Source organism: Sphingomonas sp. GW821-FHT09B04, assembly GCF_059418285.1.
On record NZ_JBWKPO010000001.1, the window covers coordinates 213,960 to 230,145 of the forward strand.

The 16,186-nt window shown below is 66.9% G+C and carries 15 protein-coding genes and 1 tRNA gene; 7 read left to right on the forward strand and 9 right to left on the reverse strand.

The annotated features are described in order from the left end of the window. Positions 1-69: 69 nt before the first annotated feature. A tRNA-Ser gene (locus AC07NK_RS00915) sits at positions 70-160 on the reverse strand. An 87-nt stretch (positions 161-247) separates the two neighbouring features. On the opposite strand from AC07NK_RS00915, the gene AC07NK_RS00920 reads away from it, so the two are divergent. Next, positions 248-1,102, forward strand: a complete 855-nt coding sequence (locus AC07NK_RS00920; protein WP_495168692.1) for a peptidylprolyl isomerase — start codon at positions 248-250, stop codon at positions 1,100-1,102. A 5-nt stretch (positions 1,103-1,107) separates the two neighbouring features. Here AC07NK_RS00920 and AC07NK_RS00925 read toward each other — a convergent pair whose 3' ends face one another. After that, a complete protein-coding gene (locus tag AC07NK_RS00925; RefSeq protein ID WP_495168693.1) occupies positions 1,108-1,596 on the reverse strand; it encodes a GNAT family N-acetyltransferase in 489 nt (162 codons plus the stop codon). Positions 1,597-1,762: 166 nt separating this feature from the next. Here AC07NK_RS00925 and AC07NK_RS00930 point away from each other — a divergent pair, with 166 nt between their 5' ends. From AC07NK_RS00930 to AC07NK_RS00945, 4 genes are read left to right on the forward strand one after another with little or no spacing between them, the layout of a single operon-like run. Continuing rightward, positions 1,763-3,268, forward strand: coding sequence for a TolC family protein (locus AC07NK_RS00930; RefSeq protein WP_495168694.1), 1,506 nt, complete (start codon positions 1,763-1,765; stop codon positions 3,266-3,268). Then, complete coding sequence (locus AC07NK_RS00935; protein WP_495168695.1) at positions 3,265-4,320, forward strand: HlyD family secretion protein; 1,056 nt, start codon at positions 3,265-3,267, stop codon at positions 4,318-4,320. The genes AC07NK_RS00930 and AC07NK_RS00935 overlap by 4 nt, the downstream gene beginning before the upstream one ends. Beyond that, positions 4,317-5,468, forward strand: coding sequence for an ABC transporter permease (locus AC07NK_RS00940; RefSeq protein WP_495168696.1), 1,152 nt, complete (start codon positions 4,317-4,319; stop codon positions 5,466-5,468). Before AC07NK_RS00935 ends, AC07NK_RS00940 begins: the two co-directional genes overlap by 4 nt. Next, positions 5,465-6,610: an ABC transporter permease gene (locus AC07NK_RS00945; protein ID WP_495168697.1), complete on the forward strand. Its 1,146-nt coding sequence runs from the start codon at positions 5,465-5,467 to the stop codon at positions 6,608-6,610. The genes AC07NK_RS00940 and AC07NK_RS00945 overlap by 4 nt, the downstream gene beginning before the upstream one ends. Here the strand turns inward: AC07NK_RS00945 and AC07NK_RS00950 are convergent. The 4 genes from AC07NK_RS00950 to AC07NK_RS00965 are packed head-to-tail and all read right to left on the reverse strand — an operon-like array spanning position 6,555 to position 10,082. Next, positions 6,555-7,166 (reverse strand): ABC-type transport auxiliary lipoprotein family protein, encoded by a 612-nt coding sequence (locus AC07NK_RS00950; protein ID WP_495168698.1) that lies wholly within the window; start codon positions 7,164-7,166, stop codon positions 6,555-6,557. The two genes, AC07NK_RS00945 and AC07NK_RS00950, sit on opposite strands and share 56 nt — an antisense overlap. Before the next feature lie 8 nt (positions 7,167-7,174). Further along, positions 7,175-8,146 (reverse strand): MlaD family protein, encoded by a 972-nt coding sequence (locus AC07NK_RS00955; protein ID WP_495168699.1) that lies wholly within the window; start codon positions 8,144-8,146, stop codon positions 7,175-7,177. 8 nt (positions 8,147-8,154) lie between these two features. Beyond that, complete coding sequence (locus AC07NK_RS00960) at positions 8,155-8,976, reverse strand: ABC transporter ATP-binding protein (RefSeq protein ID WP_495168700.1); 822 nt, start codon at positions 8,974-8,976, stop codon at positions 8,155-8,157. Next, positions 8,976-10,082, reverse strand: a complete 1,107-nt coding sequence (locus tag AC07NK_RS00965) for an MlaE family ABC transporter permease (protein ID WP_495168701.1) — start codon at positions 10,080-10,082, stop codon at positions 8,976-8,978. The genes AC07NK_RS00960 and AC07NK_RS00965 overlap by 1 nt, the downstream gene beginning before the upstream one ends. A 120-nt stretch (positions 10,083-10,202) precedes the next feature. Here AC07NK_RS00965 and AC07NK_RS00970 point away from each other — a divergent pair, with 120 nt between their 5' ends. Next, positions 10,203-10,853 (forward strand): HAD family hydrolase, encoded by a 651-nt coding sequence (locus AC07NK_RS00970; protein WP_495168702.1) that lies wholly within the window; start codon positions 10,203-10,205, stop codon positions 10,851-10,853. Between the two features lie 50 nt (positions 10,854-10,903). Beyond that, complete coding sequence (locus AC07NK_RS00975) at positions 10,904-11,362, forward strand: ASCH domain-containing protein (protein ID WP_495168703.1); 459 nt, start codon at positions 10,904-10,906, stop codon at positions 11,360-11,362. Between the two features lie 27 nt (positions 11,363-11,389). Here the strand turns inward: AC07NK_RS00975 and AC07NK_RS00980 are convergent, their stop codons facing one another. The 3 genes from AC07NK_RS00980 to AC07NK_RS00990 all read right to left on the reverse strand — a co-directional run bounded on the left by AC07NK_RS00980 (position 11,390) and on the right by AC07NK_RS00990 (position 16,177). Next, complete coding sequence (locus AC07NK_RS00980; RefSeq protein ID WP_495168704.1) at positions 11,390-11,668, reverse strand: PepSY domain-containing protein; 279 nt, start codon at positions 11,666-11,668, stop codon at positions 11,390-11,392. Between the two features lie 38 nt (positions 11,669-11,706). Beyond that, positions 11,707-12,912 (reverse strand): DUF445 domain-containing protein, encoded by a 1,206-nt coding sequence (locus tag AC07NK_RS00985; RefSeq protein WP_495168705.1) that lies wholly within the window; start codon positions 12,910-12,912, stop codon positions 11,707-11,709. A 130-nt stretch (positions 12,913-13,042) separates the two neighbouring features. Beyond that, positions 13,043-16,177: an efflux RND transporter permease subunit gene (locus tag AC07NK_RS00990; protein ID WP_495168706.1), complete on the reverse strand. Its 3,135-nt coding sequence runs from the start codon at positions 16,175-16,177 to the stop codon at positions 13,043-13,045. Positions 16,178-16,186 lie beyond the last annotated feature (9 nt).

Below are 16,186 nucleotides of genomic sequence, written 5' to 3' on the forward strand. Positions count from 1 at the left end.
GTCAAATTGTTGGTCGAGAAGCATGAGCCGCAAAATTACGACACGAAATCAGAAACATACACAGAGGCGTGGCGGAGCGGGAGGGATTCGAACCCTCGATACGCTTTTGACGTATACTCACTTTCCAGGCGAGCGCCTTCGACCACTCGGCCACCGCTCCGCATTTGCCAGGAAGGCGCTGCCCTAGTGATTTGCGGCGCGCACCGCAAGCGTTGCGCAGCATGCGCCGTCATGTCAGCCTCGCGCCATGCTGACCGCCCTCCTCGCCCTCACCCTCCAGGCCGCGCCTGCCGCGCCGCCCAGGCCCTCCGACCCGCTCCCCGCCGACTGGCGCGCGGTGCCCGATGACGAGCTGCTGGTGATGACGCTGGCGGGCGAGCGGCGCGTCTATATCCGCCTCGCCCCGCGCTACACCTCGGTGCATGTCGCCAATATCCGCAAGCTCACCGCGGCGCGCTGGTGGGATGGCGAGAGCGTCTATCGCGTCCACGACAATTATGTCGTGCAATGGGGTGACCCGACCGAGAAGAAGGCGCTGCCCGCGGGCGTGATCGCCCAGCCGCCTGCCGAATATGACTGGCCGCGCTACGATGCGGTGACGAAGCTCACCCGCACCGATCCCTATTCGACCGCCGCCGGGCACAGCGCCGATGGCTGGCCGCTCGCCACCAACGGCAAGGTCGCCTGGCTGCCGCATTGCTACGGCATGGTTGGCGTCGCGCGCGACATGGCGCCGAGCACCGGCAGCGGCGGCGATCTCTATGCGGTGATCGGCCACGCCCCGCGCCATCTCGACCGCAACATCGCGATCGTCGGCCGCGTGCTCGAGGGGATCGAGCATCTCTCGTCGCTCCCGCGCGGGACCGAGGGCGGGCTCGGCCTCTACAAGGAAGCGAGCCAGCGCGTGCCGATCGTCAGCGTGCGCCTCGCCAGCGAATTGCCCGCCGCCGAACGTCCCCGCTTCCAGTATCGCGCCGCCGGCAATCCCCGCTTCGCCGCCTGGGTCAAAGCGCGCGAAAATCGCGAGCCGCCCTTCTTCACCTTGCCAGCGGGCGGCGCCGACATCTGCAACGCGATGCCGCCGGTCCGCCGCGCGCCCTGACCGGATCAGATCCTGCGGATCATCGCGCGGGCTTCGTCGCCATAGCCCTTGGCCGGGTCGACGCGCCCGTCGCCGATCTCGGCAAAGCCCTGATGCCGCCAGAAATCATGCGCGTCACCGACCGCGATCAGCGCGATCGTGTCGAGTCCCGCACGGCGCGCATCGGCGACGACGATCTCCACCGCCTTGCCCGCCAGCCCGTGCCCGCGCGTCACCGGCGCGAGCGCGAGGTCGTGAAGATAATAGCAATCCGCCGGCGCGGGCAGCCGCTCGAGCGGCACATGCAGCACCGATGGCGTATCGAACCGCCCCGGATGCGCGATCAGATAGCCGCCAAGCTCACCGTCGCCGCTATCGACGATATGGCAGCCCGCCGGCCAGAGGTGGAAACAGGCAGCAAAGATCGCCGCATCTTCCCAATATTCCTCGTGCGCGATCCGCGTGAGCGCATCCATCCGGGCGAGGTCCGCCTCGGTCATCGCACGCCAGTCCATGATCAAACTCCCATTGTCGCCGCATCCAATGGCCCGCGGCCCGCTCCGTTCCACGACATCGCAGGATTTTCCTTGCCGCCCGGCGATTGTTGGCCGAAATTCCCCCCATGCTTTGCAGGATGTTGGTGGAGCGAATGCGAACGGGCCGGACCGCCGGGCAACAATCATGCTGAGGCGGATCGCGATCGCCGCGCTCTGCACGCCGATCGCAGCCTTTGCCCAAACCCCCGCCAATCCACCCGCCGATCGACCCGCGTCCGCGACCGAACCCGTCGCGCTGTCCTTCGATGCCGCCCGCGCCCGCCTCGACACCGTCTCGCCCACGCTTAAGGGCGCCGCGCTCGATGTCCGGGCGAGCGAGGAGCAGGAAGCCTCGCTGCGCCCGCTCAACCGCCCGCTGGTCAGCGCCTCGGCCTCGGTCATCACCTATCAAAAGTCGCTGTCGATCGACCTGACCGGCCAGAAGAACAGCTTCGATTCGGCCGCCAACGGCTTTCTCGACGGGCTGCCCGCGCAGTTTCCGGGGTTCGAGGGGGTGGTGCAGCAGGTCACCGGCCGCATCGAACAGGCGCTGCCCGGGCTGCTCGGGCTGATCCCCGACCAGCTCGATTTCCGCACGCGCGATACCGTGCTGCGGCCCAATCTGACCGCGGTGATGCCGCTCTATTCGGGCGGCGCGATTCCCGCGGTCCAGCGCGGCGCGGCCGCGGCATCGGCACTGGCGCGCGCCAAACAGGCCGGGGTGCGTGACCTTGCCCAGATCCGGCTGGTCCAGACCTATTTCGGGCAACAGCTCGCCGCCGCGCTGCTCGCCTCCGCGGTCGAGACGCGCGACAGCCTCGACCGGCATTTGTCCAACGCGCAGAGCCTGTTCCGCGAAGGCGTGATCCCGCGCGCCCGCGTGCTCGAGGTTCAGGTCGCGCGCGACACCGCCCAGCGCGCGGTCGAGCGCGCCGAGATGCAGGCGAAGACCGCGAACGATACGCTCGCCCGGCTGCTCGATGCCGATGGCGGCGTGCGCCCGACCACGCCGCTGTTCGTCAACAGCGCTTCGCCCGCGCCGCTCCCCGACTTCCTCGCCAGCGCGACCGGCGGCAATCACCCGCAGGCACTGGCGGCGGAGGCCGCACGCGAGCTGGCGGGCGCCGGGACCGATCTCGCCAAATCGCGGCTGCGGCCGCAGGCGTTCGCCTTCGGCTCGTACAATTTCAACCGCAACGACAGCATCCCGGTCGACCCCGATTGGATCGTCGGCGTCGGGGTCCGCTACACGCTCTTCTCCAATATCGGCCGCCGTCACGCGCTCAACGCAGCGCAATTGCGCGAAGCCGCCGCCGCCGAAGCGGCGCGCGAGGCGCGCAAGACGATCGAGCTCGAAACGACCCAGGCCTATAATCTGACCGAAGCGGCCCGGCGCGCCTTCCTGCTGCTGGACACCAATATCGTCGCGGCGAAGGAAAATCTGCGGGTGCAGGACATCGCCTTTCGCGAGGGCGAGGGCACCGCCAGCCAGCTGATCGACGCGCGCAACGCGCTGACGCTGGCGCAGACCCAGCGCAGCGCCGCCGCCTATGAATATGTGGTGACGCTGGCCGCGCTGCTCGCGGCGAGCAACCGCGGCGACAGCTTCCCCGACTATCTCGCCCGTGCCGACCGGATCGCAGCGCCATGACCGATCAACCCCAGACCCCAGAACTGCCCGCCGAATCGCCTGCCGAACCCGCGCCCGCGGAAACCCCGCCGAGCGGCAATCGCACGCGGATCCTCGTCGCCGTGCTGCTTGCGATTGCCCTGTTGCTCGCATTCGGCCTGTGGGTCGCCGCGCGGCCCGGCCCCGACCAGCTTCAGGGCATGGTCGATGCCGAACAGGTCAATGTCGCGACCAAGGCGCTGGCGCGGGTCGAGCAATTGATCGCCAAACCGGGTGAGACGGTGCAGCCCGGCGCGCTGCTCGCGACCCTGTCCAGCCCCGAGCTCGACGGCGGCAAGCAGCAGGCCGAAGGGATGCTCGCCGGCGCGCGCGCGATGGAGGCGATGGCGCAGACCGGCGCGCGGCGGGAGGATATCGCCTCGCTCCATTCGATCTGGCAGGCGTCGCAGGCCGCCGCCAATCTCGCCGCGGTCACCGCGCGGCGCTCGGACAATCTCTATGCCGAAGGCGTCATCGCCGCGCAGCGCCGCGACGAGGCCCGCGCCGCGCGCGACGCCAGCGCCCGCAATGCCGAGGCTTCGCGCCAGCAATATCTGAAAGCGCTCGCCGGCGCGCGCGTCGAGGAAAAGGAAGCTGCCCGCGCGCAGGTTCAGGTCGCCGCCGCCGGGGTATCGACCGCCAATGCGCTGCAGGCCGAAAAGCGCCTCGTCGCCCCGATCGGGGGGGAAATCGTCAAGCGCCTCGCCGAACCGGGCGAGATCGTCGGGCCTGCCGTGCCCGTCTATCAGATCATCGACACCGCCAATCCCTGGATCTCGCTCAACGTGCGCGAGGACAGCTACAAGGGCTTCGCGAAAGGCCGCATCCTCAAGGCCAGCGTCCCCGCGCTCGGCCTCACCGGCGTGTCCTTCCGCGTCTATCATATCAGCCCGCAGGGCGATTTCGCGACCTGGCGCGCGACGCGGCAGTCCACCGGGTTCGACATCCGCAGCTTTGAGGTCAAGCTGAAGCCCGAACGGCCCGTCGAGGGCCTGCGTCCGGGGATGAGCGTGTTGTTCGACTGGCCGCAATGAGCGGCTTCACCGCCGCCTTCCGGCGCGAATGCACGCATCTGACGCGCAACCGCTGGGATCTGGCGATGGTGACGCTGTTTCCGGCGCTGGCGATCCTGATCGTCGCGGCGATGCTGATTCAGGGCGTGCCGCGCGAGCTGCCGGTCGCGATCGTCGATCAGGATCAGAGCGCGTTCAGCCGCGCGGTAGTGCGCGCCGCCGCCGCCGCGCCGTCGGTGACCATCGCCGAACGCCCGGCCGACATGACCGCGGCCGAGGCGCTGACGCGGTCGGGCAAGGTGTGGGCGGTGCTGCACATCCCCAAGGGCGCGTCCGACGGCCTCGCCCGCAATACGACGCCCGCGATCCATATCTTCTACAACGCCTCGTTCCTCACCATCGGTGCCAGCGCTGCGAGCGGCCTGTCGGGCGCGGTCAAGGACGTGATCGCCGAACGCGGGCTGGACGCGCTGCACGCGCGCGGGCTGCCCGCGGTGCGGATCCATCCGCCACCGGTTCAGGTGACGATCCTGTTCAATCCCCAGACCAGCTTCGAATGGTATCTTCAGGCGCTGGTCCACCCCGCGGTGCTGCATCTCCTCACTGCGTGCGTCGCGGTGATGGCGCTCGGGCGCGAGCTTGAGGGACGCTCGCTCGCACGCTGGAAGCGTGAGACCGGGGGCGGGCTCGCCGCGCTGCTCGGCAAGTTCGCGCCCTATCTCCTGCTGCTCGGCATCTGGGCGGCGGTGTGGATGATCTGGCTGCTCGGCGTGCGCGGCTGGACGATGGGGGGCAGCCTGATGCTGACCCTCGCCGCGCAGATCCTGCTGTTCGCCGGGACGATGGCGATCTCGGTCCTGCTCGTTACCGGCGTGCGCAAGCCGAGCTTCGCCTTCTCGGCCAGTGCGCTCTATGCCGGGTCCGCGCTCGCCTATTCGGGCGGCACGCTCCCGCTCGAGGGCGGGTCGCTGTTCGCGCGCGGCTGGAGTCAGGCGCTGCCCTTCACCCATTATCTGCGGCTGCAGATGGACCAGTTCCTCGGCACGCCGATTGCCGCCGCGGTGCCGGAGCTGCTGGTGCTCGGCCTCTATCTCGTCGTGCCGCTCGCGCTCGCGCTGCTGCTGCTCCGGCGGCCCGAAGCCGAGACCAGCGCAGAGACGGTCGCATGAGCTTTTCCGCCGCCTTCGCGCAGGTGTTCCGGTCGATCGCGTCCAACTTCGCGCTCGCTTCGATCATCGTGCTCGCGGTGATCCTCTACGGCTTCTACTACCCCGCCCCCTATGCGCATCAGACCGCGCGGCAATTGCCCGTGGTCGTGGTCGACGAGGAGCAGACCGCGGTCACGCGCCAGCTGATCCGCAACCTGTCCGACGCGCGCGAAGTGCGGATCGCGGCCGAAGCGCCGTCGGTCGCCGCCGCCGAACAGCTGGTCCGCGCGCGCGAAGCCGATGGCATCCTGCTGCTGCCGCGCGGCCTGACGCGCAGCCTGCTCACCGGCGCGCGCGGCGGCGGGATGGGGCTGTGGCTCAACGGCACCTATCTCGTCCGCGCGCGCGACATTGGCGGGGCGATCCAGTCTGCGGCGCTCGCGGTCGGCATCCAGCGGCTCGGGCCGGTGGCGGAGGGGCTTCACCTCCATCCGCCGATCGAAGTGGTCGAGCGCCCGTTGTTCAACACGCGCGAGGGCTATGCCGACTATATCTTTCCCGCGGTCGCCGCGGTGATCCTCCAGCAGACCCTGTTGTTCGGGTCGGCGATGCTGGTCGCCGGGCGGCGCGAGGAACGGCTACCGCCGATACGCACCGCCGAGTTTTTCGGCACATGGAGCGGGCTCACGCTGATCGGCTGTTTCGGCGCGATGCTCTATTTCGGCTGGATCTACTGGTTCCAGGACGTGCCCCGCGCCGGCAACCTCCCCGCGCTGCTTCTCGCGGTCCCGTTGTTCGCCGCCGCCGTCGCCGCGCTCGGAATGCTACTCGGTGCGCTATTCGATCGATCCGACCGCGCCCTCCACATTTTGATCCCGACCTCGATCATTCTCTTCTTCCTCGCCGGCGCGGCATGGCCGCTGAGCTCCATGCCCGGCTGGGTCGCGGCCCTCGCGCATCTGTCTCCGGCGACGCCCGGCGCGCAGGTCTTTGTTCGCCTCAACGAAATGGGCGCATCGCTGCGCGAGGTCGCGCCGCTGCTCGCCGGCCTTGCGCTGCTAGGAACGCTCTACGGCCTTGCCGCATATGTCCGGACAACTCGCGCGCCTAGTGCCCGACCCAGTCCGAGACCTGAACCGCAACCTGATTCGCCGCGCGGTTGAGCGCCGTCCCCGCCGACGCCGCATCGATCACGGCGACCGGCACGCGCGCTTCGAAGCGCCGCCGCTCGAAAATCTGGGGCGTACGCGCGCCGCTCGCCTCTGCGGGGCGGTCGCGCACCAGCGTCGCGTCGAAGGTCACGACCGCCTCATTCGTCTGCGCGTCGATCCCGAATGCGCGCAGATCGCCGCCCAGCCGCGCGCCCGGATCGGAGAGCGACTGGCGCAGACTCAGCACCACGCGGCCGGTCCGCGCCGAGACGGTGTCCGACAAAAGTCGTCCGAACAACCTGCTCGGTGGCTCGACCCAGTGCGCGTCCTTGAGATAGGCGATGTTCGTCACGTTTGACCGCACCGGAACCCGCGCCACCGCCAGTTCCTGCGGCACATTGAGCGCCGCGACGCTGATCGACTTTGCCGTCGCCGAACTCGCCGTCTCGCCAACCGCAACCGGCGCGTCGGACGTCAGCGTCAGCAACGAGGGCGGTGCGTCGGCGCCAAAGCGGATGCAGCCGCCCAGAATGAGCGGGAGTGCGAGGGCGAGGGGAAGCGTCTTCATGGTCGAACTCACTTCTTCCGGGGTTCATATTCGGGCAGCTTCGGCCCGCCGATCAGCGATCCCGCACCGCCGCGATCGACCTTCTCCGCGACCGACTGCAGCGCAATCGCCATCTCGCGCAGGTCCTGGATGAGCTGGTTGACCTCGGGAATGGTGCGGTTCGAAACCTGATCGATCCCGGCATCGGCCTTGCCCATCGTGCGCTCCAGCGCCTTCATGCTGCTATCGGCCGAAGCGATCGCCTTGCGCAGGTCCTGCATCGCCGGGCCGACCTGGTTTGCCAGCACCTGATCGGTCGTGCCCGAAAGCTTGCCGATCTGCTCGGCGGCGAAGCCGGCCTGCTTGACCGTGTTGCGGAGCTCGCCGATTGCGGCGCGCAGGTCCGGTGCCCCCTTGGCAAGCTCGGCGGTCATTTTATCGGTGTTTTCGAGGATGCCCGCGATCGACGCCTGATTGCGGTCGGACAACAATTCGGTCAGCCGCTCAGTCAGCGTCGACAGCCGCTCGAGCAGCCGCGGCGCGGTGTTGAGCAGCGCACCGAGACCGCCCTGTTTGGTCGGGATCACTGGCACGCCGAGCGGGCAAACGCTGCGCGGATCGACCTCGGGACAGACGATCGGCGGCGCACCCTTGACCGCACCGTCGAGCTGGATCTGACTGACGCCGGTGAAACCGACCCCCTGAATCGTCGCGGTCGTGCCCTGAAGCACCGGCACTTCCTTGTTCACGCTGATCCGGACGCGCACCAGACTGGGATCGGGCGGGAACAGCGCGATTTCCTTCACCTGCCCGGCGGGCACGCCTGAAAAGGCGACCGCCGATCCCTTTGCGATGCCATCGACCGCCTGCTTGAAGAAGATGTCATACTCCTTCTCCGCTGCGGTATTGAGCCGGGCGAGCCACACGGTGAACAGCGCCAGCACGGCGAGCAGGATCAGCACCACCGCGCCGACCAGCACATGATTTGACCGGGTTTCCATCTAGTGCCTCATGCTCCCCCAGCGTCCGACCGGGTCTTGACCCGTTCCGCGCTGCTGACTGCTGCCCGGCCGCGCGGACCGTTGAAATATTCCTGGATCCACGGATGATCCAACGCGAGAAGCTCGTCGATGGTGCCGACCGCGATGACTCGCTTGTCGGCCAATACCGCGACCCGGTCGCAGATCGCGTAGAGCGTGTCGAGATCGTGCGTAATGAGGAAAACGGTCAGCCCCAGCGTGCGCTGGAGCGACAGCGTCAGTTCGTCGAATGCCGCCGCGCCGATCGGGTCGAGGCCCGCGGTCGGTTCGTCGAGAAACAGCAGCTCGGGGTCGAGCGCGAGGCTGCGGGCAAGGCCCGCGCGCTTCTTCATGCCGCCCGACAGTTCCGCCGGATATTTGGGACCGGCATTCGGCTGAAGTCCGGTCATCACCACCTTGTAGCCCGCAATCTCGTCGAGCAGCGCCTGGTCGAGCCTGGGGTAGAACTCCTTGAGCGGCACCTGGACATTCTCGGCCACGGTCAGCGTCGAAAACAAGGCGCCGCCCTGGAACAGCACACCCCAGCGCTTTCGCATGTCGATCGCCTCGGCCTCATCGACGTTCAGCGCATCCTCACCGAACACCTCGACGGTGCCGGTATCGACTTGCTGCAGACCGATGATCGAGCGCATCAACACCGACTTGCCGGTGCCCGATCCGCCGACCACGCCCAGGATCTCGCCCGGCCGGACATCGAGGTCGAGATCCTCATGCACGACCTGCTCGCCAAAGCTGTTGCTCAGGCCGCGCACACGGATGATCGCGTTCCCGTCAAAGGTGGGGGCGGTCATCAGTTCCACCCTACATTGGTGAAGAACACCGCGAAGAAAGCGTCGAGTACGATCACGAGGAAGATCGCCTGAACGACCGCAGTGGTGGTGCGGGTGCCGACCTGTTCGGCGTCGCCCTCGACCTGCATCCCCTGATAACAGCCGGCGATCGCGATGATCGCGCCGAACACCGGCGCCTTGACCAGCCCGACATAGAGATCGGTGATCGGCACCACTTCACGCAGGCGCTGGACGAAGGTGACCGGCGGGATATCGAGCGAAATCCAGCACAGCAGCCCGCCGCCGATGATCGCCACGACCGAGGCATAGAAACCAAGCAAGGGCAGCATCAGCACCGCCGCAATCACGCGCGGCAACACCAGCGCCTCCATCGGGTTGACCCCGATCGTCCGCATCGCGTCGATCTCTTCAGTCAGCTTCATCGTGCCGAGTTGCGCAGCGAACGCCGATCCCGACCGCCCCGCGACCATGATCGCGGTCATCAGAATGCCGAGTTCGCGCAGGGTAATGCGCCCGACAAGATTGATCGTGAACACCTCCGCGCCGAACTGGCGAAGCTGCACCGCGCCCTGCTGGGCGATGACGATGCCGATCAGGAAGCTCATCAGGCCGATGATGCCGAGCGCGGAGACGCCGACCACTTCGAATCTGTGCACGGTGGCGTGGAAACGGAAGCGGCGCGGGTTGAGGATCACCGCACCGAACGCCATCGCGGTCGCGCCCATGAAGCCGAGCAGGCCGTGGAGCGTCTGGAACGCCTGGATCACCGCCCCACCAATTTCGGCCAGCAGGCGCTTGAAGGTGCCATAGGGCGCGGACGGCATTTCGATCGGCTCATCGGCTTGCGCCACCTGATCGAACAGATGCTGCGAGTCGGAGTTGAGACCTGAAACCCTGGCGCCGTGGTCGCGCGCAAAGCGATGGATCAGCCAGGCGCCGACCGTATCGATCCGGTCGATGCCCGCCATGTCGAGGTCGGCGACCGGTTCGCTCACCGCTGCCAGCCGCTCAGGCAGATCGCCAATCGAGCGAAGCGAGAGGTTGCCGCTAAAGCGGAGCGTGCCACCATTGGCCGCGTCGTGCTGGAAATCGGCTGGCGCGCTCATCCCTCATCCATGGTTGATTGGCACTGGAACGGCAAGCGCTTGCCTTTACAGATGTTTCACCCCCGACCCAATCCCCAAAGCGCCCCGAGAGTTCCGATGCGAAGTGTTGCAATTTATGACATGGACAAGACGATCACGCGCAAGGCGACGTGGACGCCGTTCCTGATCCATGCCGCAGTGGTTCGCGCGCCGTGGCGACTGCTGCTGCTACCCGCAGCGGGGATCGCGTCACTCCTGTACATCGCCAAAGCCATCGACCGCGCGAAGCTCAAGGAAATCACCCACCGGCTGATGCTTGGCCGCAGCATTCCGCGCGAGGATCTGGATGCGGTCGCAGAAGCGTTCGCCGACAGCGTCGCGGCCAGCAACATGTTCGCCGACGCGCGCGCGCGGGTGGAGGCGGATCGTGCCGCGGGCTGGGAGCCGGTGCTGGCGACCGCGAGCCATGGCTATTACGCCCGCGCCATCGCCGCGCGGCTGGGCATCACGCAGGTGATCGCGACCGAGGCGCGGCGTGACGCCGACGGCAATGTGCTGGCGGGGATCGAGGGCGAGAATTGCTACGGCCCCGCCAAATTGCGGCTGATCGAGGCATGGATGGCACGCGAGGGGATCGCGCGGGGCGACATCCGGGTACGCTTCTACAGCGACCATGTCTCCGACGCGCCGGTGCTGGAATGGTCGGACGAGCCGTTTGCGGTGAACGCGCACGGACCGTTGCGAAAGCTGGCAGCGGCACGCGGATGGACGGTGCTGGATTGGGAAGGATGACAGCGCCTGTCCCGCTTGAGCGCGAGAGATTTCGCTGATAGCGCAAGGACATGAACCCTTCAGTAGCCGCGCTCTGGGAGCGTTACCGCCTTGCCGATCCGTCCGCCCCCGTCGAGGCGCAGGCCGTCTACCATTTCTGTGACAATCAGGAAGATGCGGACGTTTGCGCGGACCTCGTCGTGGCGGGGCGCAAGTGCGCGACCGCGACCTCGCTTGCCGAGCTGGAACGCGACAGTATCCCGACACCCGAAGCCGGCGACTATGCCGTGATCACCGGCTGGAGCGGTGATGCGCGCGCGGTGATCCGGACCACATCGGTCGAAATCCGCAGGTTCGGCGACGTCGATGCGGATTTCGCCCGCACCGAGGGTGAGGGCGACCTGACGCTCGAATGGTGGCGCGACGCCCACCGTGCTTATTATGAGCGCGCGCTGGCAGGTACCGACTACACCGTCGACGACGATCTGCTGATCGCCTGCGAACGGTTCGAAGTCGTGTTGCTGCCCTGAATCGCGCTCCGGATCAGCGGCGCGGCGTCAGTCGTCGCGTTCGGTCTGGAGAAGCTTCAGAGTTCGCGGCTCAAGCTCGATATCGAAGCGCGGGCCATTGCCCTTGCGGGCATCGTCGATTTCCCATTTCGGCTGATGATGGGGCCGGTCGTCGTCCAGCTTGATGTCGTCCCAGCTGGTATAGCCCAGACCGCGCAGCGTCTTCTCGATCGCGACCCGCTCAGCCGCGGTGGGCGACCGATCCTTCGCCGCCGCAGGAAGGGACAATCCCATCGCGATCAACATTGCCGCTGTGAAGACCTTCATGACACTCTCCAACCTTGCCGATGGATAGGGATGCCATCCTATAGCACGGTATGTAACGTGTGGATGACGAGACCGACCAGCCCCCCGACCAATGTGCCATTGATACGGATATATTGCAGATCCTGCCCCACGGCATTTTCGAGCCGCCCGGTGATCGTCCGCGCGTCCCAGCCGCGCACCGTGTCCGATACCAGCCTGACAATACCGTCGCCATAATCGGCCGCGGTGCCGACCGCGGCGCGGCGGACGAAGCGGTTGATCATGTGGCTGAGGCGCGGGTCGTTCTGCAGAGTCTCGCCCAGCTGGCGCAACGCGTCGCCCAGCTTGCCGGCGAGCGCCGCATCGGGATCGCGCGCGACGCGAAGCAGCGCGGCGCGGGCTTGTTCCCACATCCCCTCGATCCAGCGGGCGAGCGCCGGGTTATCGAGCAGGTCGGCCTTGAACTCCTCGACCTTCATCCGAGTCGGAATGTCGAACTGGAGGTCGAAGGCGAGCTTCTCCAGCCCCTCCTCCACCTTGGCGCGCAGCGGGTGGGCGGGGTCTTCGGCGACATCGGCGACGAGCTTGTAAAGGCCGTCGATGATCGCGTTCGCCAGCGTCTCGTCGAGCCCGGTCCAGCGCATGATCGAGCCGGCGCGCTCATGCACCATCTTGCGGATCAGCGCTTCATTCTGATCGACCACCTTGGCGAGCCAGCGCAGCGAACCGTCCATCAGCGGCGTGTGGCGCCCCTCGGCGATCGCGGCGCCCAGTGCCTGACCCATTAGCGGGGCGATGTCGGTCTGGCGGAGGCGATTGGCGACCGCGCCCTTGATCATCCCGCCCAGTTGCTCCTGATCGAGCGATTCGAGCAGGCTTGCTGCCATGCGCGACGCGCCGCGGCGCAGGCGGCCTGAGCTTCCCGGCGGCTGCGCAAGCCATTTGCCCGCGGCGGTCGCGACATCGACGCGGTGCATCCGCCGCGCGACGACCGATGGGACCAGAAAATTGTCGCGCAGGAAATTGGCGAGCGCGGTGGCGATCCGGTCCTTGTTGCGGGGAATGATCGCGGTGTGCGGGATCGGAAGGCCTAGCGGGTGTCGGAACAGCGCGGTGACCGCGAACCAGTCGGCAAGGCCGCCGACCATTGCGGCTTCGGCGAAGGCGCGCACGAACCCGATCGCGGGATAGGTCTGCTCATAATGGCGCGCGGCAAAGTACACCGCTGCCATCGCCACCAGCAAGCCGGTGGCGATGAAACGCATGCGCCGCAAACCCGGTGGCGCAGGTTCGCGGCGAACGCGGGCGGCGAACACGCCGCCGGATCCTGTACGGCGAGACTGCGTGCGGGGGACCGGGTTCATGCCCGTAACAATCCCCCCGCGCGCGATTGGTTCACTCGGCAGGCTGGGTACCCTCCCCGCCCTGATGGCCAAGGCGGCCCTGCTGCTCGATCACCGGCCCATCCTGCGGCCCGTGCTCGTCGCCGGGGGTGTAGGTCAGCAGACGGCGGCGCAGGCGCGGCCCCATCCACTTCTCGACCCCGATCGCGAGGCTGAAGCTCGCCGGGACGATCAGGAGCGTCAGGATGGTGGAGAGGATCAGGCCGCCGATCACGGTAACGCCCATCGGCGCGCGCCACGCGGCATCGCCCGACAGCGCCAGCGCCGTCGGCACCATGCCCGCGACCATTGCCACCGTGGTCATCACGATCGGCTGGGCGCGCTTGTGCCCGGCGTCGATGATCGCCGTCATCTTGTCGACGCCCTTCTCCATCTCCTCGATCGCGAAGTCGATCAGCAGGATCGAGTTCTTGGCGACGATACCGAGCAGCATCAGGATACCGATATAGACCGGCATCGAGATCGGCTGGCCCGCGAGCTTGAGCGCGAACAATCCGCCCAGCGGCGCGAGCAGCAGCGACCCCATGTTGACCAGCGGCGAGACGAAGCGGCGATAGAGCAGCACCAGCACCGCGAAGACGAGGAAGATACCCGCCACCACCGCGATGATGAAGTTCTGGATCATCTCCGCCTGCCATTTGGCCTGTCCGACCTCGAGCTTGCCGACGCCGATCGGCAGCTTCTTCATCGTCGGCAGCGCGTCGATCTGCTTCATCGCGTCGCCGCTGACCACGCCGGGGGCAAGGTCGGCACCGATCATGATGCGGCGCTGCTTGTTGATCCGGTCGATGCGCGTGGGGCCCGCGCCGAAGCCGATGTCGGCGACCAGGCTCAGCGGCACCGAACCGCCCGACTGGGTCTGAACCGGCAGGTTCTGGATCGTCGACAGCTTGGCGCGCGCATTCTCCTCCAGCGCAACGCGGATCGGGATCTGGCGATCCGAAAGCGAGAAACGCGCGCTGTTCTGTTCGATATCGCCCAGCGTCGCGATGCGGATCGCACTGGAAAGCGCCGCGGTGGTGACGCCAAGATTGGCAGCCAGGTCCATGCGCGGGCGGATCACGATCTCGGGCCGCTGGAGGTCGCCCGAGATGCGTGGTGCGACCACGTTCTTGAGGCCCTCCATCTCCTCGACGATCTTCTGCGCGGTACGGGTAAGCTGCGCCGGGTCCTCACCGCCCAGGGTGATGGTGAGGGCTCGGCCCGACCCGCCCCAGCCCTGCTGATTGCGGAACGACACGCGCGCATCGGGGATGGCCGCGAGCGCGGGCGTCATGCGCCGCTCGAACTCGTCGCTCTTGAACGGGCGCTCGTCCGCCAGCATCGCGGTGACGCGGCCATTGCCCACGAACGAACGCGAATAGGTGTTCTCGACCCCTTCCTGCTTGGCCAGAAGGTCGCGAACCCGATCGACGACGACCTTGGTCTGCTGAAGCGTGGTGCCGGGCACCATCTCGATGCTTGCGGTGACCGAATCCTGGTCGAGATTGGGCTGGAAGGTCTTGGGCAGATCATAGAAGAGCCAGACGGTGAGGCCGAGCGACACCGCGCCGCCCACCACCGCCGACCAGCGATGACGCAACGTCCATCGCAGGATCTTCATATACTGGTCCATCATCCACCCTTCACCATGGGTGGCGTGGCCCTTCGCCTTGAGGAAATAGGCAGCGATCATCGGTGAGATGAGGCGCGCGACGGCAAGGCTCATCAGCACCGCCGCGACGACGGTGAGACCGAAATTCTTGAAGAACTGACCCGAAATGCCCGGCATCATGCCGACAGGCAGGAACACCGCGACGATCGACATGGTAGTCGCGACCACCGCGACGCCGATCTCGTCCGCCGCGTCGATCGACGCCTGATAGGCGGTCTTGCCCATGCGCATGTGTCGGACGATGTTCTCGATCTCCACGATCGCATCGTCGACCAGCACGCCGGCCACCAGGCTGAGCGCAAGCAGCGTCATCTGGTTCAGGTTGAACCCGAGCAGCTCCATGAAGAAGAAGGTCGGGATCGCCGATAGCGGAATCGCGAGCGCCGAGATCAGCGTCGCGCGCCAGTCGCGCAGGAACAGGAAGACCACGATCACCGCAAGGATCGACCCCTCGATCAGGGCTTCCAGCGCGGAGTGATATTGCGATTCGGCATATTCGCTGTTGTTGAACAGGATCTCGAAGCGGACCTTGGGATTGGTCTCCTGAAGCTTCTTCAGCTTCGCCTCGGCCTCATGGAACACCGCGACATCGGATGCGCCCTTGCCGCGCTTGATCTCGAAGGCGAGCACCTGGTTGCCGTTCCATTCGGCATTGCTGCGCAGCTCGGCGTAGAGATCCTTGACCTGCGCGATGTCGGACAGGCGAACCGTCCGGCCGCCGCCGATCGCGATCTGGGTCTGGCCCAGCGCATGGGCATTGGCCGCGTTGCCGAGCACGCGCACTGACTGTTCGGTTCCCGAAATCTCGGCGCGACCGCCCGCAGCGTTCAGGTTCACCTGGCGCAGCTGCTGGTTCACCTGGCTCGCCGTCAGGCCATAGGCCTGGACCTTGGCGGGATCGAGGATGATGCGGATCTCGCGGTTGACGCCGCCGATGCGATCGACCGCGGTGAGACCGGATACCGACAACAGCTCCTTCGTCACCGAATTGTCGACGTACCAGGACAGCTCCTCCATCGTCATGTCGGTGGCGATGGCAGTGAAGCTGGCGATCTCGTTATCGGTGGTGTTGGCGCGGAACACCTGCGGCTCGAGAATGCCATCGGGCAGCTGGCCGCGGATCTGGTTGACCGCCTCGCGCACGTCGTTGACCGCACGATCGATCGGCGTGCCGATGTCGAGCTGGATAACCGTGGTCGAGTTGCCCTCGGTCACGTTCGATTCGATCTGGTCGATGCCCTGCAGCGCGCGCACCGCGGATTCGACGCGCTGGGTGATCTGGGTCTCCAGCTCAGTCGGCGCGGCGCCGGGCTGGCTGATCGTGACGATCGCGACCGGGAAGTCGATATCCGGATCGTTGTTCACGTCCATCCGCGCGAAGCTGACGAAGCCCGCGATGGTGAGCGCGATGAAGAGCACGATCGGCGGAACCGGGTTCCGGATCGACCAGGCCGAGATGTTGCGAAAACCCATGCCTCTAGT